The sequence below is a fragment of the Tessaracoccus sp. O5.2 genome (assembly GCF_964266725.1).
Classification (GTDB): domain Bacteria; phylum Actinomycetota; class Actinomycetes; order Propionibacteriales; family Propionibacteriaceae; genus Arachnia; species Arachnia lapidicapta.
In genome coordinates this window covers 15,499-37,113 of sequence record NZ_CAXWGV010000016.1, presented here as the reverse complement: position 1 = coordinate 37,113, position 21,615 = coordinate 15,499, and the positions used below count along the sequence as shown (strand labels likewise).

At 70.5% G+C, this 21,615-nt stretch carries 20 protein-coding genes; 2 read left to right on the top strand and 18 right to left on the bottom strand.

Annotation, left to right across the window (positions count from 1 at the left end):
• The first annotated feature begins 408 nt into the window (after positions 1–408).
• Complete coding sequence (locus tag ACFQPD_RS07815) at positions 409–1,266, top strand: hypothetical protein (protein ID WP_068750240.1); 858 nt, start codon at positions 409–411, stop codon at positions 1,264–1,266.
• A gap of 216 nt (positions 1,267–1,482) precedes the next feature.
• Here the strand turns inward: ACFQPD_RS07815 and ACFQPD_RS07810 are convergent, their stop codons facing one another.
• The 3 genes from ACFQPD_RS07810 to cimA are packed head-to-tail and all read right to left on the bottom strand — an operon-like array spanning position 1,483 to position 4,808.
• On the bottom strand, positions 1,483–2,403 hold the full coding sequence (locus tag ACFQPD_RS07810; protein WP_385899891.1) for a CPBP family intramembrane glutamic endopeptidase: 921 nt from the start codon (positions 2,401–2,403) through the stop codon (positions 1,483–1,485).
• Entirely contained in the window at positions 2,400–3,203 is an 804-nt protein-coding gene (locus tag ACFQPD_RS07805) for a fumarylacetoacetate hydrolase family protein (RefSeq protein WP_385899890.1), read from the bottom strand. The genes ACFQPD_RS07810 and ACFQPD_RS07805 overlap by 4 nt, the downstream gene beginning before the upstream one ends.
• Before the next feature lie 21 nt (positions 3,204–3,224).
• On the bottom strand, positions 3,225–4,808 hold the full coding sequence (gene cimA / locus ACFQPD_RS07800) for a citramalate synthase (protein ID WP_385899889.1): 1,584 nt from the start codon (positions 4,806–4,808) through the stop codon (positions 3,225–3,227).
• 132 nt (positions 4,809–4,940) lie between these two features.
• Here cimA and ACFQPD_RS07795 point away from each other — a divergent pair, with 132 nt between their 5' ends.
• Positions 4,941–5,996, top strand: coding sequence for a 3-isopropylmalate dehydrogenase (locus ACFQPD_RS07795; RefSeq protein ID WP_068750248.1), 1,056 nt, complete (start codon positions 4,941–4,943; stop codon positions 5,994–5,996).
• A gap of 97 nt (positions 5,997–6,093) precedes the next feature.
• Here ACFQPD_RS07795 and ACFQPD_RS07790 read toward each other — a convergent pair whose 3' ends face one another.
• The 15 genes from ACFQPD_RS07790 to ACFQPD_RS07720 all read right to left on the bottom strand — a co-directional run bounded on the left by ACFQPD_RS07790 (position 6,094) and on the right by ACFQPD_RS07720 (position 21,590).
• Positions 6,094–7,140 carry a zinc-dependent dehydrogenase gene (locus tag ACFQPD_RS07790; RefSeq protein WP_385899888.1) on the bottom strand — a complete coding sequence of 349 codons (1,047 nt, stop codon included), beginning with the start codon at positions 7,138–7,140 and terminating at the stop codon, positions 6,094–6,096.
• Between the two features lie 2 nt (positions 7,141–7,142).
• On the bottom strand, positions 7,143–9,110 hold the full coding sequence (locus ACFQPD_RS07785; RefSeq protein ID WP_385899887.1) for a PTS mannitol transporter subunit IICBA: 1,968 nt from the start codon (positions 9,108–9,110) through the stop codon (positions 7,143–7,145).
• A gap of 201 nt (positions 9,111–9,311) precedes the next feature.
• Positions 9,312–10,340, bottom strand: a complete 1,029-nt coding sequence (ilvC, locus tag ACFQPD_RS07780) for a ketol-acid reductoisomerase (RefSeq protein ID WP_385899886.1) — start codon at positions 10,338–10,340, stop codon at positions 9,312–9,314.
• 20 nt (positions 10,341–10,360) lie between these two features.
• Positions 10,361–10,867, bottom strand: a complete 507-nt coding sequence (gene ilvN, locus ACFQPD_RS07775; protein WP_068750256.1) for an acetolactate synthase small subunit — start codon at positions 10,865–10,867, stop codon at positions 10,361–10,363.
• Positions 10,864–12,606 (bottom strand): acetolactate synthase large subunit, encoded by a 1,743-nt coding sequence (locus ACFQPD_RS07770; protein ID WP_385899884.1) that lies wholly within the window; start codon positions 12,604–12,606, stop codon positions 10,864–10,866. Before ACFQPD_RS07770 ends, ilvN begins: the two co-directional genes overlap by 4 nt.
• A 250-nt stretch (positions 12,607–12,856) precedes the next feature.
• The gene (locus ACFQPD_RS07765; protein ID WP_068750260.1) at positions 12,857–13,348 is read right to left on the bottom strand and encodes a hypothetical protein; all 492 of its coding nucleotides are present in this window, start codon (positions 13,346–13,348) and stop codon (positions 12,857–12,859) included.
• Positions 13,349–13,463: 115 nt separating this feature from the next.
• On the bottom strand, positions 13,464–13,862 hold the full coding sequence (locus ACFQPD_RS07760) for an HIT family protein (protein WP_385899882.1): 399 nt from the start codon (positions 13,860–13,862) through the stop codon (positions 13,464–13,466).
• Between the two features lie 8 nt (positions 13,863–13,870).
• Entirely contained in the window at positions 13,871–14,632 is a 762-nt protein-coding gene (hisF, locus tag ACFQPD_RS07755; protein ID WP_068750265.1) for an imidazole glycerol phosphate synthase subunit HisF, read from the bottom strand.
• Between the two features lie 10 nt (positions 14,633–14,642).
• The gene (locus ACFQPD_RS07750; protein WP_385899880.1) at positions 14,643–17,405 is read right to left on the bottom strand and encodes a DEAD/DEAH box helicase; all 2,763 of its coding nucleotides are present in this window, start codon (positions 17,403–17,405) and stop codon (positions 14,643–14,645) included.
• Positions 17,406–17,449: 44 nt separating this feature from the next.
• Positions 17,450–18,364: a diacylglycerol/lipid kinase family protein gene (locus tag ACFQPD_RS07745; protein WP_385899879.1), complete on the bottom strand. Its 915-nt coding sequence runs from the start codon at positions 18,362–18,364 to the stop codon at positions 17,450–17,452.
• Positions 18,361–19,149: a twin-arginine translocase subunit TatC gene (gene tatC / locus ACFQPD_RS07740; protein ID WP_385899878.1), complete on the bottom strand. Its 789-nt coding sequence runs from the start codon at positions 19,147–19,149 to the stop codon at positions 18,361–18,363. The genes ACFQPD_RS07745 and tatC overlap by 4 nt, the downstream gene beginning before the upstream one ends.
• Positions 19,150–19,235: 86 nt before the next feature.
• Positions 19,236–19,469: a twin-arginine translocase TatA/TatE family subunit gene (locus ACFQPD_RS07735; RefSeq protein WP_068750269.1), complete on the bottom strand. Its 234-nt coding sequence runs from the start codon at positions 19,467–19,469 to the stop codon at positions 19,236–19,238.
• 57 nt (positions 19,470–19,526) lie between these two features.
• A complete protein-coding gene (locus ACFQPD_RS07730) occupies positions 19,527–19,715 on the bottom strand; it encodes a hypothetical protein (RefSeq protein WP_061614138.1) in 189 nt (62 codons plus the stop codon).
• Positions 19,716–19,725: 10 nt separating this feature from the next.
• Entirely contained in the window at positions 19,726–20,661 is a 936-nt protein-coding gene (locus tag ACFQPD_RS07725) for a WYL domain-containing protein (protein WP_385899876.1), read from the bottom strand.
• Positions 20,658–21,590, bottom strand: a complete 933-nt coding sequence (locus ACFQPD_RS07720; protein ID WP_385899874.1) for a helix-turn-helix transcriptional regulator — start codon at positions 21,588–21,590, stop codon at positions 20,658–20,660. Before ACFQPD_RS07720 ends, ACFQPD_RS07725 begins: the two co-directional genes overlap by 4 nt.
• Positions 21,591–21,615: the final 25 nt, after the last annotated feature.

The following is a 21,615-nucleotide window of genomic DNA, read 5'->3' as shown; positions in this document are numbered from 1 at the left end:
CGTCCAACGCCGCGCCAAGACCAACCACGTCTACCTCTCCCGCCGGAAGATCAGCGATCCGAAGCGGGCAAACCCAGATGAGTCAACGACTCAAACCAAGCGGGCATCTTGACATGAGGCAACAGGACCGGCCTCGGTCACGGAGCGGGCGCCCGCCGTCGAGGCTGGTCCGCTGCCGCCGACCCTACCCTCTCGTGGGCCCCCCTGCGGCCCTGTGGGGTTTGAGCAGATGGCACCAGTCGCTGCCGTTCAGACGCTCAGGCTGAGCGGCAGCGTCGCGACGAGTGGTGCCATCTGCTCAAACCCTCAGACCCCACCCCACCCCACTCCCGCCCCCGAGACCGCTGGTTATCCACAGGCGGGGAGTCGCCCCTTGTCCGCGACGGCGCGCGTCCCGAGACTGGGCGCATGGACCCCGAGATCGCAGCTGCGGTGCGCGACGGCGTCGTCACGGCCAAGCTCACGCCCCGCAAGGCGCGGGCTCTCAACGCCTACGCCTGCCGCGGTCAGCTCGAACGGGTTCTGCCTGGGGTCTACGGCCTGCCGGGTGCCGCGTCGTCGATCCACACACGCCTCCAAGCCGTCCGGGCGTACGGCGACGACCTCACGCTCGTCAGACGCAGCGCGGCCGCCCTGACGTTCTGGCCCGAGGTCGGAGACGACGACGAGCTCCACATCGCCTGCCCCCGAAAGCTCACCCCGGGTTACGGCCTGGCGGTGGAGCAGCGTCTCATCCCTCCGGAACTGCTGACGCGCCGTGAGGGCGTGCTGTGCACGGTGCCCGAGCTGACCGTGCTGGACCTGATCCCCGAATTCGGGGGCGACGTGATCCAGGAGGCGCTCCGACGGCGGGCCTGCACGCTCAAGCAGATGCGCCGCGCTCTCGCCCTGACCCCTCGGCGTCGTTTCAACAGGCTCCGGCGCGACCTGCTGGACCAGTCCCGGGACTCGCCATGGTCGGCGCTCGAACTGAGGGCGCATGCGGCACTCCGCGAGGCCGGGATCACCGGCTGGATCTCCAACCTGCCCGTCACCGCGTGTGGGCGTAGGCACTACGTGGACGCGGGGTTCAGGAAGGAGATGGTCGCCTTGGAGATCGACGGCTACGAATTCCACGGGTCACGAGAGTCCTTCCATCGCGATCGGGCGCGGGATATCGACCTCATGCGGGCCGGCTGGCTGGTCGCGCACTTCACCGAGAAGACCCTTCCCTCCCTCGTGGACACCACGCGTGCGCTGCTGGCGCAGCGCGGGCGGCCGACCTAACAGTTGACGCTGACCCGTGGGTCATCGTCGACCCATCCCACAGCGTCCCTCGCCAGGCAATCTTGAGCAGATGGCACCACTCGTGCGGCGTCGCACGCTCGGCCCCTGCGTGACTCCCGCGACGAGTGGTGCCATCTGCTCAAACCCCACCGGCCCACACCCGCCGCACCACACACCACGCCCGCCGCCCGCCGCCCGCCGCCCACCGGGAGCGAGTCACGGGGTGAGCGTCGCGACCCGCATCCGGCGGCCGATCCACCACGCCGCGACACCGAACAGCGCGAACCCCGCGATGTTCCACGCCGCCTCGTCCCACGCGATGGACGTCACCCCCCGCAGCTCGGCCAGCGACGTCGTGAACATCGCGTACCCGTACGCGGCCAGGTTGTTGACCACATGCGCCGCGACACCGGCCTCCAGCCCCCCGGTCACCACCACCAGCGCCCCGGCGATCAGCCCGAACACCAGCCGGTGCGTGAACAGCGCCGGGTTCTGCAGGCCGTGCAGCAGCGCGAACACCACCGCGGACCCGACGACGCCCACCCACGCCCGCCCGCTCGCTGAGCCGATGGTCTGGAGCAGATAGCCGCGAAAGAAGACCTCCTCCGCGGCTACCTGCAGCGGCGACGTCACCAGCACCATCGCCAGGAACGCCGGCCACCCCGTCTGCCCCGCGTGGAACTCGGGCACCCCGCGCACCGCGAACGACGCCCACAGCACCGCGTTCAGCAGCACCGCCGCGACAGCGAAAGTCGCCAGCAGGTAGCGCCACCGCACCCCTGGCTGCACCGACGCCACCCACCGCGGTCGCACGCCGTGCAGGTAGCGCACCAGCAGCAGCACCACCGGGATCAGCGCGGCCAGCGCCAAGTGCCCGGCGGCGGGGCCCTCCGGCAGCTCGTACGCCGACGCCGCCCGCTGGTACGCCGCGAAGTCGCCGCCCCCGCGCACCAGGAAGCCGACCCGCAGCACGAGCGCCGAGATCACCGGCACCAGCACAGCAAAGGCGCTGAACGCCAGCAGCGCCCCGAAGCCCGCGACCATCCCCGCACCCGGCCGGCGCAGCACCAGCGGATACCCCACCCCCGACGGCGGGTCGACCGGCTCACCCCCGGGGAGCAGCGGCGCCAGGCTCACGCGTCGGCGACTGGGTTGCTGAGCGCTCCCAGCCCGTCGATCTCGACGGTGACCCGGTCCCCCGGCTCCATCGGCCCGACGCCTGCGGGCGTGCCCGTCAGGATGAGGTCACCCGGCAACAGGGTCGTGAACGACGAGATGTAGCTGACCAGCTCGGGGATGCCGCGCACCATCTGCGAGGTCGACCCCTGCTGGCGCACCTCGTCGTTCAGGCGCGTCTCGAGGCCGAGGTGCTCGGCCTCCTCGATGGTCAGATGCGTGTTCATCCACGGCCCCAGCGGCAGGAACGTGTCGGAGCCCTTGGCGCGGGCCCACTGGCCGTCGGTCGCCTGCCAGTCGCGGGCGGTGACGTCGTTGGCGATCGTGTAGCCGAAGATCACCTCGGGCACGCGCTCCACCGGCACCTGCTTGCAGATGCGGCCGATGACGATGGCCAGCTCACCCTCGAAGTGCAGGTTGGTGCAGCCCTCGGGGCGCAGGATCGTGTCCTCCGGCCCGATGACCGACGTGTTCGGCTTGAAGAACAGCAGCGGCGACTCCGGCACCTCGCCGCCCATCTCCTTGGCGTGGTCGGCGTAGTTCTTCCCCACCGCGACCACCTTGCTCCGCGGGATCACCGGTGCCAGGAACCGCACCTCGTCGAGATGGTGCCGCTCGCCGGTGTAGTTGACCGGCACGCCGGCCAGCGGGTCGGCCGTCAGGACCGCCACCGTGTCCGGGCGCTCACCCCCGTCGACGGCGAGCTCGATGATCCCGTAGGCCGGGTCCTGACCATCCTTGACGAAACGTGCGATGCGCATGGCGCCCAGCGTAGTGGAGGGCTACCCGGCGTCGACGTGCGTGAGGATGCCGTAGGCCAGCGAGTCCATGAGCGCCTCCCACGACGCCTCGATGACGTTGGTGCCGACACCCACCGTCGTCCACGTGTAGCCCTTGTACGACGTGTCGATGAGCGTGCGCACCGACGCGTCGGTGCCGTGTCCCTCGTCGAGGATCCGGACGCGGTAGTCGGTGAGTTCGAAGTCCGCGACCTCCGGGAAGGGCGTGGCGAGGGCCTGGCGCAGCGCGCCGTCGAGGGCGTTGACGGGGCCGTTGCCCTCCCCGACGACCATGTGCCGGTCCCCCTTGGCGGTCAGCTTCACGGTCGCCTCGGAGATGTTGACGCCGTCGCGCTCCTCCGTGAACACGCGCCAGGACTGCACCTGGAAGGGGAGCTCGAGGACGCCCAGCTCGTCGCGCAGCAGCATCTCGAACGACGCATCGGCCGACTCGTAGGAGTAGCCCTCGGATTCCTTGGCCTTGACCCGCTCGGTGATCTTGGCGGCGGTCCCCCGGTCGGCCAGGTCGAAGCCGAGCTGCTCGCCCTTGATCTGGATGTTCGCGCGGCCTGCCATGTCGGAGATGAGCATGCGCATGTCGTTGCCGACCAGCGCCGGGTCGACGTGCTGGTACAGGTTCTCGTCGACCTTGATCGCGGAGGCGTGCAGCCCCGCCTTGTGCGCGAAGCTGGAGTGCCCGACGTAGGGCTGGCGTCCCAGTAGCGGCTGGTGCGCCACGAGCGCGATCGCGTGCGCCACGCGGGTGAGGTCCGCCAGCTGGTCTGCCGGCAGGATGTCCCAGCCGTACTTGAGCTGCAGGTTGGGGATGAGCGCCGACAGGTCCGCGTTGCCGGTGCGTTCGCCGTACCCGTTGAAGGTGCCCTGGATGTGCATGACGCCCGCCTCGACGGCGGCCAGCGTGTTCGCGACCGCGCAGGCGGTGTCGTTGTGGCAGTGCACGCCCAGGTTCGCGCCGGTGGCCGCGGCCGCGGCGACGATCTCGGCCATCCAGCTGGGCAGCATGCCGCCGTTGGTGTCGCACAGCACGACGACCTCGGCGCCCGCGTCGTGCGCCGTCTGCACGACCTTGATGGCGTATTCGGGGTTGGCGCGGTAGCCGTCGAAGAAGTGCTCGCAGTCGACGAACACCCGCCGCCCCTGCGAGCGCAGGTACTGCACTGTGTCGGTGATCATCTCGAGGTTCTCCTCGAGCGTGGTGCGCAGGGCCCGGTACACGTGCTCGTCGTGCGACTTCGCGACGATGCAGATGACTTCGGTGTCGGCGTCCACCAGCGCCTGCGTCAGCGCATCCTCCGCGGCCCTGGCGCCGGCCTTGCGCGTGGCGCCGAACGCGACGAGCTTGGAGCGCTGCAGGTTCAGTTCCTTCGCCCGGACGAAGAACTCGGTGTCGTTGGGGTTGGCGCCCGGCCACCCGCCCTCGATGAACGTGACGCCCAGCTCGTCGAGGTAGCCGGCGATCCGCAGCTTGTCCGCCACCGACAGGTGAATGCCCTCCTGCTGCGCGCCGTCGCGCAGGGATGTGTCGAAGATGTGGAACTCGGCCGGGCGGGTCGGCAGGGTCGGCATTGATCTCTCCCAGGGGGTCGCGGGTCAGAGCGAAGGATACCCGCCGAGCCCCGCTGTGCCGACGTCTCAGCCAGTGGACGGGCACCGTGCGCCCCTGTCCGCCGACGGGGGCAGGCCGTAGGGTCTGCAGGCATGACTGAGACCCGTACCCTCGCCGTCATCGGCGGCGACGGCATCGGCCCCGAGGTGACGGCGGAGGCGCTGAAGGCGCTGACCGCTGTCGCGGGCCCGGACGCCTTCGACTTCGTCCACTACGACCTCGGCGCCGAGCGCTGGCAGCGCACCGGCGAGGTCCTGCCCGACTCGGTCCTCGAGGAACTCAAGACCGTCGACGCCATCGTGCTGGGCGCGGTCGGCGCGGCCCCGGGATCGAAGGCGATCCCGAGCGGGCTGCTGGAGCGCGGCCTGCTGCTCAAGCTGCGGTTCGCGTTCGACCACGCGATCAACCTGCGCCCGTCGAAGCTGTACCCCGGCGTGCCCACTCCCCTGGCTCCGCGGATCGTGGACGGCAAGTCGGTCGACTTCGTCGTCGTCCGCGAGGGCACCGAGGGCCTGTACTGCGGCAACGGCGGCGCCGTGCGCGTCGGCACCCCGCACGAGCTCGCGACGGAGGTGTCGGTCAACACCGCCTACGGCGTCGAGCGCGTCGTCCGCGACGCCTACCGCCGGGCCCAGTCCCGCCGCGGCCAGCTGACGCTGCTGCACAAGCACAACGTGCTCGTCAACGCCGGCAGCCTGTGGAACCGGATCTTCACCGAGGTCGGCGAGGAGTTCCCCGACGTCGAGCGCCGTTACCTCCACATCGACGCCGCGATGATCGCCATGGTGGTCGACCCGGCGCAGTTCGACGTCATCGTCACCGACAACCTGTTCGGCGACATCGTCACGGACCTGGCCGCGGCGGTCACCGGCGGCATCGGCCTGGCCGCGTCGGCCAACATCAACCCCTCCGGCGAGTTCCCGTCGATGTTCGAGCCGGTCCACGGCTCGGCGCCGGACATCGCCGGCCAGGGCATCGCCGACCCGACGGCCGCCATCTCGTCGATGGCGCTGCTGCTCGATCATCTCGGTCGCCCGGAGCTGGCCGCCCGCATCGACGAGGCCGTCAGCGCGGACATCGCCGACCGCGGCGCGGAGCGGTTCCGCACCACGGAGATCGGCGACCGCATCGCGGCCCGCCTCGCCTGAGGTTCCAACACACAACGACACCCCGGCTCCCTGCCCCCGACCGCACCTGGCGAATCGGGGACGGGGAGCCGGGGTGCGTTCGTCCCGGGCGCCGTCGTCAGGGCTCGACGGTGACCTTGATCGCCTCGCCCTTCGCGACGATGTCGAAGGCGGTGAGCGCCTCGGCCAGCGGCACGCGGCGCGTGATGAGGTCACGCACCGGGATGCGGCCGGACGCGATGTGGTCGAGCGCCGCCCGGTGGTGGGCCGGGGCGGAACCGTTGGCGCCGTGGATGTGCAGCTGCCGGTAGTGGACAAGGTTGCTGTCGCACGTGATGGTCGGGTTCGTCTTCGGCAGCCCGCCGAAGAACGAGATCCGCCCGTTGCGGGCCGCCATCGCGATGGCCTGCTCCTGGTTCACGTTGGCCGGCGTGGCCGTGATGACGACGTCGGCGCCGCGCCCGTCGGTGAGCCGCAGCACCTCCGCCACGGGATCGACGCTCGACGCGTCGATCGTGACGTCCGGCGCGACGGCGTCGGCCGACATCGCGAGCCGGTCGGCGTTGATGTCGACCATGATGACCCGGCCGACCTTGTGCACGCCGCGGGCGATGCGCACGTGCATGCATCCGATGGGCCCGGCCCCGAAGATGACGACGGTGTCGCCCTCCTCGATGCCCAGCTGCTCCTGCGCGTTGATGGCGCAGGCGAACGGCTCGACGGCGGAGGCCTCGTCGTATCCGACGCCGTCGGGGATCAGGTTCAGCCCGTCGACCTTGAGGACCTGCTCCGGCACGATCATGTACTCGGCGAAGCCGCCGTCGTACTGGTAGCCGACGGAGGTCTGGTTCTGGCAGACGGCCATCCAGCCCTTGCGGCACTCGTGGCAGTCACCGCACGGCACGGCCGCGATCACCTGGACGCGGTCTCCGATCCCGAAGCCGCCGAGCGCCTCGGCGCCCACCTCGACGACCTCACCGGCGATCTCGTGGCCCATCGTGGTCACGCGGGAGATGTTGACGTGGCCGTTGGCGCGGATCTTGACGTCGGTGCCGCAGGTCGAGCAGTTGCGGACCCGGATCTTCACCTCCGCCGGGCCGCATTCGGGCTCCGGGACGTCCTCGAGCCGGACGTCTCCGGGGGCGTGGAATCTCAGTGCGAGCATGCTCACTCCTCAGTGGGGGTCAGGAGGCTGATGACCTCGTCGGGGGTACGGGCGGTGCGCAGGCGCTGCGAGCGCTCCTTGTCGGCCAGGACGCTCGCCAGGGCCGCCAGGATCGACACGTGCTCGTCGCTGTTGGACGCGATGGGAATGACGACGTTGACGGTGTGACCGTCCCAGTCGACCCCGTCCGGGAACTGCAGGAAGCCGAGCGCCGCGGAGCGGATGTGGGTCCGCGACTCGTTGGTGCCGTGCGGGATCGCGACGCCCTGACCGAGGAACGTCGAGGTCTGGTGCTCGCGCAGGAGCATGCCGTCGATGTAGGCGGGGTCGGCAGCACCGCTGGCCACGAGCACGTCGCCGGCCTGGCGGATCGCGTCCTCCTTGGCGACGCTCGCCAGCCCCATCCGGACGTTGGAGGCCGGGAGGATGCCGGGGGCCAGCTTCTTCTTCGGCCTGGTCAGCGTCGCGGTGGCGGTGGCGCCGGCTGCGGGCTGGGCAACCGCCGACGGTGCGGCCTCCCCGATGCCGGCGGCGGTCAGGAGTCGACCCTCGCGGATGGCGAGTTCGACGCGGTCGAAGGCCGGGTCGCCGAGGTAGGACGAGAATGGGACGACGAGGGCACCGCGGGCCTTAGCCTCGGCGCGCTTCGCGAGGCCCTCATGGGTGAGGACGACCTGAGCGTCGACGGGGATCTGGTCGACGGGGGTGTGGACGACCTCGACGCCGAAGGGCGCCAGCCGCTTGCGCATCTGCCCGGCCACCATGACCGAGGAGCCCATGCCGGCGTCGCAGGCGATGACGAGCTTGGTCACGTCGGAGCCGAGGACGGCCGAACCGGACTCCATGGACTCGATCGCGTGCACCTGCTCCTCGACGACGTCATCTTCGGCGCCGCGGCCGAACTTCAGCAGCACGGAGGCCACGAGGAAGGACACGACGGCGGCCGTCAGGACGGTGGCGAGCATGGGCAGGTGGCCGCCGGGAGGCGTCACCGCGAGGTACGCGAGGATCGATCCGGGCGACGGCGGACCGGCCAGCCCGGCGCCGAGCGTGGTGGCGACGAACAGGCCCGACATCGAGCCGGCGATGGTCGCGAGGATCATCACGGGGCGCATGAGGATGTAGGGGAAGTAGATCTCGTGGATGCCGCCGAGGAAGTGGATGACGATCGCGCCGGAGGTGGAGGCGCGCAGCGACTTCGGGCCGAACAGCATGAAGGCGGTCAGCAGGCCGAGGCCGGCGCCGGGGTTGGACTCGACCATGTAGAGGATCGACTTGCCGGCGGTCTCGACGTCGATGGCCGCGAGCGGCGTGAAGATGCCGTGGTTGATCGCGTTGTTGAGGAACAGGACCTTGCCGGGCTCGACGAAGATCGACGCCAGGGGCAGCAGGCCCGCCGCGACCAGCGCGTTGACGCCGGCCGACAGCACCGCCACGATCGCGGCCACGACCGGGCCGACGCCCAGCGTGCCGACGATGGCGAGGATCATGCCGATGATGCCGAGCGAGAAGTTGTCGACGACCATCTCGAAGCCGGCCCGCACCTTGCCCTCGACGGCGCGGTCGAACAGCTTGAGCAGGTAGGCGGCGGCCGGGCCCATGATCATGGCGCCGAGGAACATCGGCGTGCCGCTGAGGGTCGCGAACTCGGTGATGCCGCCGATGATCACCCCCGCCGTCGCGATGGCCCCGACGACGGCGCCGCGGTGGCCGTGGACCATCCGGCCGCCGGTGTGGCCGATGAGGATGGGCAGCAGGAAGTACAGCATCGGGCCGACGAGGCCGGCGAGGGTCGCGTTCGGCAGCCAGCCGGTCTCGATGAATAGGGCGGTGATGAGGCCCCAGGCGATGAAGGCCCCGATGTTGGGCATGATCATGCCGGCCAGGTAGCCGCCGAATTTCTGGATCCGGGCGCGCACGCCGGATCCCTCCAGGTTCTTGTTGACGCGTGCGTCGGGAAGAGCCGTCATTGTCTTCTCCCATGGTCGCCGCCCCACGCCCCTATGCGTACAGCGGATGGACCCCCTGGTCCACGGACCCCATCTTGGGCGCAAACCAAAGCGATGTCAAGTAATCATCTACATGTAAATGTGGTTTCGCATTGTTTTGGTGCTTCTGGCATGACAAAGGGCCCGCGACCTGGTGTGGTCGCGGGCCCTCGGCTGGACGGGTCAGCGGGCGGCCGAGCCCTCCACGTAGTCGGAGTCGTCGGTCTTGACCCAGCTCATGAGCTTGCGCAGCTCGCGGCCGGTCTCCTCGATCGGGTGCGCCTCGCCCTTGGCGCGCAGCTCCTTGAACTCCGGCGCGCCGGCGTCCTGGTCGTCGATGAAGCGCTTCGCGAAGGTGCCGTTCTGGATGTCGGTGAGGACGGCCTTCATGTTCTCCTTGACGCGCGCGTCGATGACCCGCGGCCCGGAGACGTAGTCGCCGTACTCGGCGGTGTCGGACACGCTCCAGCGCTGCTTGGCGATGCCGCCCTCGTACATGAGGTCGACGATGAGCTTCAGCTCGTGCAGGCACTCGAAGTACGCGACCTCGGGCTGGTAGCCGGCCTCGACCAGGGTCTCGAAGCCCGCCTGCACCAGCGCGGACGCGCCGCCGCAGAGGACGGCCTGCTCGCCGAACAGGTCGGTCTCGGTCTCCTCGGTGAAGGTGGTCTTGATGCCGCCCGCGCGCAGCGCGCCGATGGCCTTCGCGTAGCTCAGCGCCAGCGGCCAGGCGTTGCCCGTCTCGTCCTTCTCCACCGCGATGATCGCCGGGACACCGCGACCGTTGGCGTACTCGCGACGCACCAGGTGACCGGGGCCCTTCGGGGCCACCATGCACACGTCAACGCCCTCAGGCGGGGTGATGTAGCCGAAGCGGATGTTGAAGCCGTGCGCGAAGAACAGGGCGTCGCCCTTGGTGAGGTGCGGCTCGATCTCCTCCTTGTAGAGGGTCCGCTGCACCTGGTCCGGCGCCAGGATCATGATGAGGTCGGCCTCCTCGACGGCCTCGGCCACCGGCAGCACCCGCAGTCCCTCGGCCTCGGCCTTCGCCGCGGACGGCGAGCCGGGGCGCAGGCCGACGCGCACGTCCACCCCGGAGTCGCGCAGCGACAGCGCGTGCGCGTGGCCCTGCGAGCCGTAGCCGATGACGGCGACGTGGCGACCCTGGATGATCGACAGGTCGGCGTCGGAGTCGTAGAACATTTCTGCCATGGGTTCTCCTTGTTGGGTTTCTACTTCGCTTTGTTCTCGGACATGCTCTTGGAGCCGCGGCCCAGGGCGACCTGGCCGGACTGCACGAGCTCGATGATCCCGTGCGGCGCGAGCATCTCCAGCAGGGCCGCGAGCTTCTCGTCGCTGCCGGTCGCCTCGACGGTGATGGACTCCGCCGACACGTCCACGGCCTTGCCGCGGAACAGGCTCACGACGTCGATGACCTGGCTTCTGGTGTTCACGTCGGCGCGCACCTTCACCAGCATCATCTCGCGGCGGACCGCCGACTCACCGAGCTCGAGGACCTTGCGGATCTCGATGAGCTTGTTCAGCTGCTTGACGATCTGCTCGAGTGCGGCGTCGTCCTCGACCTGCGCCACGACCGTCATGCGCGACACCTCCTCGCGCTCCGTCGGTCCGACGGCCAGCGACTGGATGTTGAACCCGCGGCGCGAGAACAGCGCCGCGATGCGCGTCAGGACACCTGGGCGGTTCGAGACCAGGATGCTCAGGGTGTGGGTCTTCACAGCACTTCCTCTTCCCAATCGGGGGCCATGTCGCGGGCCACGCGGATCTCATCGTTGCTGACGCCGGCCGGCACCATCGGCCACACCATGGCGTCCTTGTGCACGACGAACTCGACGACGACGGGCCGGTCGTTGATCTCCAGCGCCTGCTGGATCGCCGCCTCCATCTCCACCTCGTTCGTGGCGCGGAGCCCCACGCAGCCCATGGCTTCGGCGAGCTTCGGGAAGTTCGGCAGCGACTCGGTCATCAGGTCGGTGTTGGAGTAGCGGCCCTCGTAGAACAGGGACTGCCACTGCCGCACCATGCCCAGCGCGTTGTTGTTGATGATCGCGATCTTGATCGGGATGTTGTTCAGCGCGCAGGTAACCAGCTCCTGGTTGGTCATCTGGAAGCAGCCGTCGCCGTCGATGCCCCACACGGTGGTGTCAGGGTTGGCCACCTTGGCACCCATCGCCGCCGGCACGCAGAAGCCCATGGTCCCGGCCCCGCCGGAGTTGATCCACGTGTTCGGCTTCTCGTGCGGGAGGAAGTGCGCGCACCACATCTGATGCTGCCCGACGCCGGACACGTAGATGGAGTCGCTGGGGCTGAGCTGCCCGATGCGCTGGATGACCTCCTGCGGGGACAGGCGGCCGTCGGGGGCCTCGTCCCAGCGCGGCTGGTAGCGGGACTTCATGATGCCCAGCTGGCGGCGCCAGGCGTCGGCCTCCGGCGCCGGATGCGCCTCGACCGCCTGGTTGAGCTGGATGAGGGTCTCGCGCACGTCGCCGACGATGGGGATGTCCACCGGCTTGTTCTTGCCGATCTCCGCCGGGTCGACGTCGGCGTGGATGATCTTCGCGTGCGGCGCGAAGCTGTCCAGCTTCCCCGTGACCCGGTCGTCGAACCGGGTGCCGAGTGCGACGATCAGGTCCGCCTTCTGCAGCGCGCCCACCGCCGCGACCGTGCCGTGCATGCCGGGCATGCCCATGTGCAGCTCGTGGCTGTCGGGGAACTGCCCGCGGGCCATGAGCGTGGTCACGACGGGGATCCGCGTCTTCTCGACGAACTCGGCCAGCTCGGCCGAGGCCCGCGCCAGCGCGACGCCGCCGCCGACGTACAGGACCGGCCGCTTGGACTCCGAGATCAGCTTGGCCGCGGCCCGGATCTGCCGCGAGTGGGGCTTGACCGTCGGCTTGTAGCCCGGAAGGTCCAGCTCCTCGGGCCACACGAAGGGCGCCGTCTTGACCAGGGCGTCCTTGGCGATGTCGACGAGGACCGGGCCCGGGCGGCCGGTGGCGGCGATGTGGAACGCCTCCTGGATGGCCAGCGGGATGTCCTCGACGCGCTTGATGAGGAAGCTGTGCTTCGTGATCGGCATGGTGATGCCCCGGATGTCGGCCTCCTGGAAGGCGTCGGTCCCGATGGCGTGGCTGTTGACCTGGCCGGTGATCGCGACGAGCGGCGTCGAGTCCATGTACGCGTTAGCGATGGGGGTCACGAGGTTGGTGGCGCCCGGCCCGGACGTCGCGATGCACACACCCACGCGTCCCGAGCTCATGGCGTAACCCTCGGCCGCGTGGCCGGCGCCCTGCTCGTGACGCACCAGGATGTGGCGGATCGTCGAGTCGAACAGCGGGTCGTACGCCGGGAGAATCGCACCGCCGGGGATACCGAACGCTACGTCGACACCCATCCGCTCGAGCGACTCGACGAGCGCCTGCGCCCCCGTCATGACCTGACCGTCTGTCTGTGCCATCGCCTCTCCCTTCAATCGTTCGCCGGCTGTCGTGTGCCATGAAAAAACCCCCGTTGCCCGGAATGGGCACACGAGGGAGCGCTTCGGTTCGTCTGCGGGCCGAAGCGCTTATGGAATGACTACGAGCCGGGTGATGGGCATGCGACAACCTTCGTGGCTCCGCCCCGTCGTGTCAAGCACCGCCGCACCTGGTCCCGACATGTAAGACGGCGGGCCGGGAAACCCGACCCGCCGCCTTCAGAGGTGGTGCTCAGACGCGGTCCGCCACAGGGGTGGTCCCGACCGTCTTGATGGTGGTCAGCGCCCAGCCGATGAGGCCGAACAGGAAGCCCAGGCCGATGACCAGGGCGGCGACGCCGTAGGACACGACCGAGGTGAACAGCGACGCGCGCAGGAAGGAGCCGTTCATGGCCGTGGTCCGCTGCGCGGTGTACTCCTCGGCCGCGGCCTCGTCGCCCGCCTCCTTGGCCTCGCGGGCCAGGGCGCCGAGTTCGGCGTAGGTCTTGCCGTCGGCACCGGCGAGGGCGTGGGTGTTGATGATGTCCGCCTGCGCGTAGGCGCTGAGCGGCCCGGCGACCTGCTTGCCGGCGTAGGCCCCACCCATGAAGGTGGAGTCGGCCGGAACGGTGATGTTCTCAGCCTTGAGCTGCGAGGAGACGGTGCCCCACACGAGGGCGCCGGCGATGATCATGACGATCCCGGCGACGATCGACACGATGCCGACGATCTTGGTGGCCTTCATTGAGGTCCCTTTCTGTATCTGTTGCGGACGCGTCCACGTCCCGATGCAGACCAATCTAGACCTCCTCGGTATACCCATTACCGGGGGGTGGTATTAAGCCCTGCGGGGGTATGGGTTAGGGTGCCCGCCGCAGCCGCTCCTCGACCGCATCGAGATCGCTGTCGACCGGGCCGCGCATGCCCGTGATGCCCGGGTTGTCGGCGTAGCGGGGCAGCACGTGGACGTGGGTGTGAAGGACCTCCTGGCCCGACACGGGGCCCGCGTTGGACAAGATGTTGCACGCCTGCGCCCCCAGTCGCTCCTTGAGGAGGCGGCCCACCCGTGCCACCGCCGGAGCAATCTCGGCGAGGGCCTTGTCGTCGGCCAAGGCGTCGACGGTGTGCCGGCGCGGGACCACCAGCGTGTGTCCCTCCTGCCACGGCTGGATGTCGAGGAATGCGATCGCCACCTCGTCCTCGTAGATGCGACGCGCCGGGATGTCCCCGGCGACGATGGCACAGAAGAGACAGTCCATGGTTCCTCCTAGCGGACTTCGAACCCGGCCTCCCGCAGACCGGTCTTTACCTCGTCGATACTGAGCGTGCGGTAGTGGAAGACGCTGGCGGCGAGCACCGCGTCGGCTCCGGCCCGCGCGGCGGCCACGAAGTGCTCGATGCGCCCCGCTCCGCCGGACGCGATGAGGGGCACGTCGACCACCTCCCGCACTGCTCGGATCATCTCCAGGTCGAATCCGTCGGTGGTGCCGTCGGCGTCCATCGAGTTGAGCAGGATCTCGCCCACCCCGCGCGCGCACGCCTCGCGGGCCCATTCGATGGCGTCGACCCCGGCGGAGCGGCGGCCCCCGTGGGTCGTGACGCCGAAACCCGACGGCATGCCCTCCTCACGGCGGGCATCGACGGACAGAACGAGGACCTGGTCGCCGAACGTCCGTGAGATCTCGTCGATGACCGCCGGGCGCGCGAGGGCGCCCGTGTTGATGCCGACCTTGTCCGCGCCGCTGCGCAGCAGGCGGTCGACGTCGGCCACCTCCCGCACGCCGCCCCCCACGGTCAGCGGGATGAACACGGTCTCCGCACAGCGGGCGACCATGTCGCGGGTCGTGGCCCGACCGTCCGACGACGCGGAGATGTCGAGGAACGTCAACTCGTCGGCGCCCTCCGCCGAGTACTTCGCGGCCAGCTCGACGGGGTCACCCGCGTCGCGCAGCGACCGGAAGTTGACGCCCTTGACGACCCGGCCGTCGTGGACGTCCAGGCAGGGGATCACGCGCAGTGCTACGGCCATGCGCGCCAACCTAGTCCTCGGTCAGATCCGCCGCCACCACGCCGCGGCGCATCTCATCGGCCGCGATGAGGCAGGTCCGGCGCAGGTCGCCCGGCCCGGCGGCGGCCGCGAGCTGCCCGGCGAGGTCGATCACCTGGCGCACCCAGCGGACGAAGTCGCCGGCCGACAGCCCGGTGTGCAGCAGCACCTTGGCCAGATCCTGCCCGCTCGCCCACCGCCAGGCGGCCTCCGCGAAGCCGATGTCGGGCTCGCGTCCGCGGTCGATGCGGTGCTTCCGCTCGAGGAGGCCGACCTCGCGCCAGACGGACCGGAGTTCGGACTGGGCCCGCTCGGAGGCCGCGTCGGGCATGCGGGGAGCCACGGCGTCGCGGGTCGGCCGCGACTCGTACAGCAGCGTCGACAGCACCGCCGCCAGCTGCGGCGGGGTGAGGTCGGCGAAGACGTCCCGGCGCACGCACTCGGCCGCGACGAGGTCCAGTTCGTTGTAGATGCGGCGCAGCATGCGGCCCGCGTCGGTGAGGACATCGCCGTCGAGGTAGCCGAGTTCCTCGAGGACCGCGGTGATGCGGTCGAACTGGACGGCCAGCGAGTTCGCGCGGGCGACGGCGTCGACCTCCACCCGCTTCGCCTCCCGGTCCAGCCGCAGGGCCCGGGCAGCCTCGATCGCGTGCAGCTCGCGGTCCGGGCACTCGTGGCAGGGGTGCGCGGCCAGGTCGGCTCGGAGGTCGGCGATCTCGCGGGCGACGTCGTCGTCGGTCGGGATCGTCAGGTCCGGCACCGCCGGATCGAGTTCCTCGAGCTTGGCCGACATCGCCGCCAGCAGCGCCCGGCGGTCGCGGCGCTCGCGCAGCGAGAAGTCCTTGGGGATCCGGACCCGGCCGACCGGCTCCACCGGCCCGCGCAGGTCATGCGGCTGGAGCTTGAGCACCGTGTGATCGCCGGCGATGACCTGGGCCCACGGCTCGGCGTCGCGGTGGTTCTTCCGCCCGGTGCGCAGCACCACCACCCACTCCTGCCGCGGCAGGTGGATGACGTCGCCGGGAGTCAGTGCACCGAGGCTGTCGGACACGGCCTCGGCGTGCTGGGCCTTGCGGGCCCTCGACGACGTGGCCTCCAGTTGCGCGATGCGCTCGCGCAGCTGCGCGTACTCCATGAAGTCGCCCAGGTGGCACTGTGCGGCCTCGACGGCGGCGCGCAGGTCCGCCTTGAACCGTCGCCCGGTGCGGGCCGCCGTCACGACGGACTTGTCGGTCTGGAACTGGGCGAAGGACTGGTTGAGCAGGTCCCGGGCCCGTTCGCGGCCCAAGGTGGCCATGAGGTTGACCGCCATGTTGTACGTGGGCGCGAAGCTCGAGCGCAGCGGATACGTGCGCCGCGACGCGAGGCCAGCGACCGCGCGCGGGTCCATCCCCGACTGCCACAGGACGACGGCGTGGCCCTCGATGTCGATGCCGCGGCGCCCGGCGCGGCCCGTCAGCTGCGTGTACTCGCCCGGGGTGATGTCGACGTGGCTCTCGCCGTTGTACTTGACCAGCTTCTCCAGCACCACGGTCCGGGCCGGCATGTTGATGCCCAGCGCCAGCGTCTCGGTGGCGAAGACGATCTTCAGCGCGCCCGTGGCGAAGCTCTCCTCGACGATGGCCTTGAACGCGGGCAGCTGGCCGGCGTGATGTGCCGCGACACCGGCCATGAGGGCGTCGCGGAAGTCCTCGAACCGCAGGGCCTCCAGATCCGCGACGCTCAGTCCCGCGACGTGCTTGTCCGCGATCCGCCCCAGCTGCGCGGCCTCGGCGCGGGAGGTCAGGGTGATGCCCGCGTTGTAGACCTGGCCGACGGCGGCGTCGCAGCCGACTCGCGAGAAGATGAAGTAGATCGCCGGCAGGAGCTCGGCGCGGTCCAGCACGACGGCGACCTCGCCGCGGCTGGTGGGCCGGCCCGCGAAGCGGGAGTGGGTGGCGCCGCCGAACTGTCCCGATCCCTGCCCCGGCCGGTCCTTGCCGCGGCCGCTGCGGCCGCGGGGGCGGCGCGAGTCGTCGCGCACCCGCGACGCCTCCGCCTTGCTGACCTGGAGCAGCTCGCGGTTGACCTTCGCCATCCGCTCGGCCGGTACCTCCTGCGCGGTGGGCGCGACGCCCTCGAAGAGATCCACCAGCCGGCGGCCGACGAGTACGTGCTGGAACAGTGGCACGGGGCGGCGCTCGGACACGACCACGGAGAACTCCCCGCGGACCGTGCGCAGCCACTCGCCGAAGTCCTCGACGTTGCTGACGGTGGCCGACAGCGCGACGATCTGCACCGACTCGGCCAGGCCCAGGATGACCTCCTCCCAGACCGCGCCGCGGAAGCGGTCGGCCAGGTAGTGCACCTCGTCCATGACGACGTAGCCCAGGTTGCCGAGCGTCGGCGAGGCCGCGTAGATCATGTTGCGCAGGACCTCGGTGGTCATCACGACGATCTGGGCCTCGGCGTTGACGGAGGTGTCCCCCGTGAGCAGGCCGACGCGGTCCGGTCCGTAGCGGTCGACGAGGTCGTGGTACTTCTGGTTCGAGAGCGCCTTGATGGGCGTGGTGTAGAAGCACTTGCGTGAGCGCCCCGTCGCGAGGTGGACGGCGAACTCCCCCACGACCGTCTTGCCGGATCCCGTCGGCGCGGCGACGAGCACGCCACGGCCCTCGGCGAGCTCGTGGCAGGCCTCAAGCTGGTAGTCGTCGAGCCCGAACGGGTAGAGCTCGGCGAACTCGCGCACGTCGTCGGAAAGGGCCTCTGTGCTCACCGATCCAACCTAGCAGCCGTGCCGGAGGCGCCGGCGGACTTGGGTCAGGCGACGATGAGGCGCAGCACGCCGGGGCGGCACTCGACGCGCCCGGGGACCTCGCCCATCTCCTCGCCGTCGCCCATGAGGAACAGGTCGTCGCCGTCGATCCGGACGGTGCGCGCCCGGACGCGCTCCACCAGGGGCGAGCGGACGAAGCCGCCGGTGTACACCTGCGGCAGGAGCCTCAGCAGCGTGGCGCGGGAGGCCTTGTGGATGATGGTGACGTCGAGGAGACCGTCCGCGGCGTCCGCGTCCGGCGCGATGCGCATGCCGCCGCCGAAGACGCCGGTGTTGCACACCGCCACGAGCATGGCGTCCAGCTCGCGCGTCTCGCCGTCGAGGGTGAGCCGGTAGTGCAGCGGCTCGAAGTGCGCCAGCTCTCGCAGCGCGATGTAGCCGTAGCTGAGCGGCCCGAGCCGCAGCCGGATGTCGTTGGTGGCGCGGTTGACGCGCGCGTCGTAGCCGCTGGAGACGACGGCGCCGACGTACCTCCCGCCGGCGGCGTTGGCGAGGTGGGCCAGGTCCATGACCCGGGTGCGGCGGCCGACGAGCGCCTCGACGGCCTCCATCACCGACCCCGGCACGCCGGCGCCGCGGGCGAAGTCGTTGCCGGTCCCGGCGGGGATGATGGCCAGCGTGGCCTCGGTGTCGGCGCAGGCGTTGAGCCCCAGGTGGGCCATGCCGTCGCCGCCCATGACCGCGACGATGTCGCCGTCGCGCGCCGTCAGCGCGGCGGCGCGCGTGAGGTCGCGGGCGTCCTCGTAGGAGCGCGACGTCACCACATGCAGCTCCGCGTCGTGGAGGCCCTCGTGCAGACGGCGGGCGACCTTCGGCAGCACCCGCCCCGCGCGACCGCCACCCGAGGCTTCGTTGCAGACGACGGTGACCAGCCGCCGCTTGGCCAGCTCGTAGCTCACTTGCCGTCGTCCAGGTCGACGGCGAACTCGGCGGCGGTCTCCTCGGTGATGCCGCGCTTGCGGTCCCACGACCGGCAGATCAACTCGGCGATGAAGAACATCACCGACAGCGGCACGGCCAGCGCGAGCATGGAGAAGGGGTCAGTCGACGGGGTCGCGATGGCGGCGAACACGACGCTGCCGAAGAGGACGAACTTGCGGGCCCGCTTGAGCTGGTAGCCGCGGACGACGCCCGCCATGTTGAGCGCGACGAGCACCACCGGCAGCAGGAAGGAGATCCCGAACACCAGGATGACCTTCAGCTCCATGCCGAGGAAGCTGCTCATCTCGAGCAGGTTGACGATGTCCATGTCTTCGGGCGTGAAGCTCAGCAGGACGCTGATGCCCTTGGGCCACACGAGGTAGCCCAGGGTGGCGCCGGCGAGGAACAGGGGCACGGCGGCACCGATGAACGCCAGGGCGTAGCGCTTCTCCTTCGACAGGAGGCCGGGCGCGATGAAGGCCCACACCTGGTACAGCCACACGGGGCTCGACAGCACGATGCCGCCCGACACGCAGGCGATCACGGCGAGCGTGAACGGGGAAACGACGCCGTCGTTGACGATGAGGGTCTGGGCGTCCGGCCGGGACTGCTTGAGCTCTTCGACGGCCGCGTAGTACGGCGCCATGATGACCTCGATGAGCTCGCGGTAGAAGAAGATGCAGGCGATCGAGGCGAGCGCGATCGCGAACGAGGCGATGGTCACGCGGTAGCGCAGCTCCCGCAGGTGATCCGTCAGCGACATCGTCCCGTCGGGCCCGCCCTGCGGGGGCCGCAACCACGAGAAACGGCCGGGCTTGGCGACCGGTTCAGTGGGGGCGGCGGACACGCTCAGCGCTCGGGGTTGTTCTTGCGGTCGATCTCGGGCTGGACGATCTCGGCGTCGACGACCTCGTCCTGGCGACGGGGCTCGTCGACGCTCTTGACCTCTTCCTTGAACTCACGGATCGAGCGGCCGACGCCCTTGCCGAGGCCGGCGAGGCGGGAGCCGCCGAACAGCAGGAGGGCGACGATGAGGATGATGACCCATTCCATCCCGCCGAGGGTGAAGAGAAGCGTAGGCATGTGACTCGTGAACCTTTCGTCGGCAGTGGCCGCGCCGCTGCGGTGGCATGGACCAGTCTAGTGGCGCCGGAGACGGTCGAGCTCCAGGCGCTCGACCAGGGCGCGCGCCTGGGCGCCGTGCCCGGCCAGGACGGCCAGCTCGGCGGCGACGTCGTCGACCTTGTGCCTGAGCGACGCCGCGTACACCGCCAGCGCGGCGGCTCCGGCGAGCGCGACGGCGAGGATGGCAACGACTACCCAGATCACGAGGGCGATGCTACCCCAGCGAGGCTTCGGGATAGTGCGCCAGTGCGGCCGCTGCCCGGGAGCGGGCGGCCGCCTCGATCGCGGGATCCGAGACCGCCCGCACCCGGCCGCCCAGGCGCAGCAGCAGCGAGGTGGCCCAGTCGGTGGAGGCGACGGGGAACGTCACGCTCAGCCCCTCGGGTCCCTCGGCGACGGCGGTGGTCGGGTAGTACTCGCTCACCCAGCGGGCGGACGGGTCGAGCAGCAGCGTGAGATGCACGGGAGTGTCCTCGAACCAGCCCGCGGGCGGATCGCCGTGCTCGCCCGCCGGCTCGGTGGTGGCCTCCACCGCCTCTACGCGGTCCAGCCGGAACGAGCGCCACGCGCCCCGCACCCGGCTCCACGCGTCCAGGTAGGTGTAACCGTCGACGACGTGGAGCCGCGCGGGCTCGACGACCGCCTCCGACACCCCCGGACGCCCGGGAGTCCGGTAGCGCAGCACGACCGCCGTGCCGGCCGCGACCGCCGCGCGCAGGACGGCCCTGTGGCCCGCGTCCCCGGCGGCGAGGGCAACGGTCAGCCGGTCCCCCTCGCGTCCGACGGCGGCCTCGAGCTTGTCGAGCGCCGAGCGGGCCGCGGCGGATTCCCCGGCCACTTCCACCACGACGCGCAGCGCGGCGAGGAGTCCCGCCGCCTCCGCCGGCCGGAGCCGCAGCGGCCGCGCCAGGACGTCGGCGTTGCGGAAGAAGATGTGACCGTCCTCGCGGGCGCCCTCGATGTCGACGTCGAACAGGTCGTCGTAGAGGCCGCCGGGCAGGCCGCAGAACTGCAGCACCTCGAGGTCCTTGAGGATCTGGCGCGGCGTGGTCCCGAAGACCGACGCGGTCTCGGTGACCGTGACGCCCTGGTGGGCGGTCAGGTAGGGCACGAGGCGCAGCAGGCGCGCGACCTGGGCTTCTGATCTCATCCGGCCATCCCCCGCAGCCTCGCGATCAGTCGGCGGCGCAGGTCCTCGGGGGCGAGCAGGATCGCGTCGGCCCCCGCGGCCGCGACCTCGTCGATGACGAGGTCCTCGTTGCCCTGCCGCACCCGGTGGGCCGTGAATCCCGCGGGCAGCGGGCCGGCCCAGTCGGCGGGCTCGGCCTCGGGCCAGCTGTGCGGCACGCCGTCGCGCAGGGCCACCACGGCCTCGATACCCACGACGGGTTCGAGCCGGGCCGCCCGCTCGTCGGCGTCGTCCGGCACGACGACGGCGCCCGCCCGTCCGGTCGGCTCGGCCGCGGCGGTGAAGCGCGACAACTTGAAGAAGCGATCCTCCCCGCGGTCGGGGTCCAGGCCGAACACGTACCACTGCCCGCGGCGCTGGATGAGTTTCCACGGCTGGACGCGACGCGGGCGGCCGGCGTAGCCGAAGCTCAGCTCGCGTCGCGTCGTCACCGCCTCGTAGGCCGCTTCGAAGTTCGCGTCGCGCACGGCGATGCGGGGGTGCACCGTCGGCAGTAGCGCCGGGTCCGGTGCCGCTCCCCCGGCCTGCAGCGCCTCGATCGCCTGCGCCGTGTGTGTCGCGGCGACGCTGTCCTGCCACACCTGGGCCGCGACGCCGAGCGCGGCCAGCTCCTCGGCACTGAACGCCAGCGGAGGCAGCTCGAAGTCGGCGCGGTTGATGCGGTAGCCGTATTCCTCGTCCGTGTCCGCGGTGTTGGCGCCGGTCTCGATGGGCACGCCGAGCTGGCGCAGCTCCTCCTTGTCGCGTTCGAACTGGCGCTCGAACGACGCCACCGTCCCGCCGCGGTAGCCCTCGATCATCTCCCGCAGTTCGTGCTTGGTCAGGTAGCGCCGGGTGCTGAGCAGCGCGATGAGCAGGTTCAGCAGCCGTTCGGATTTCCTCGCCGACATGACACCTCCGACGGTCAGGGTATCC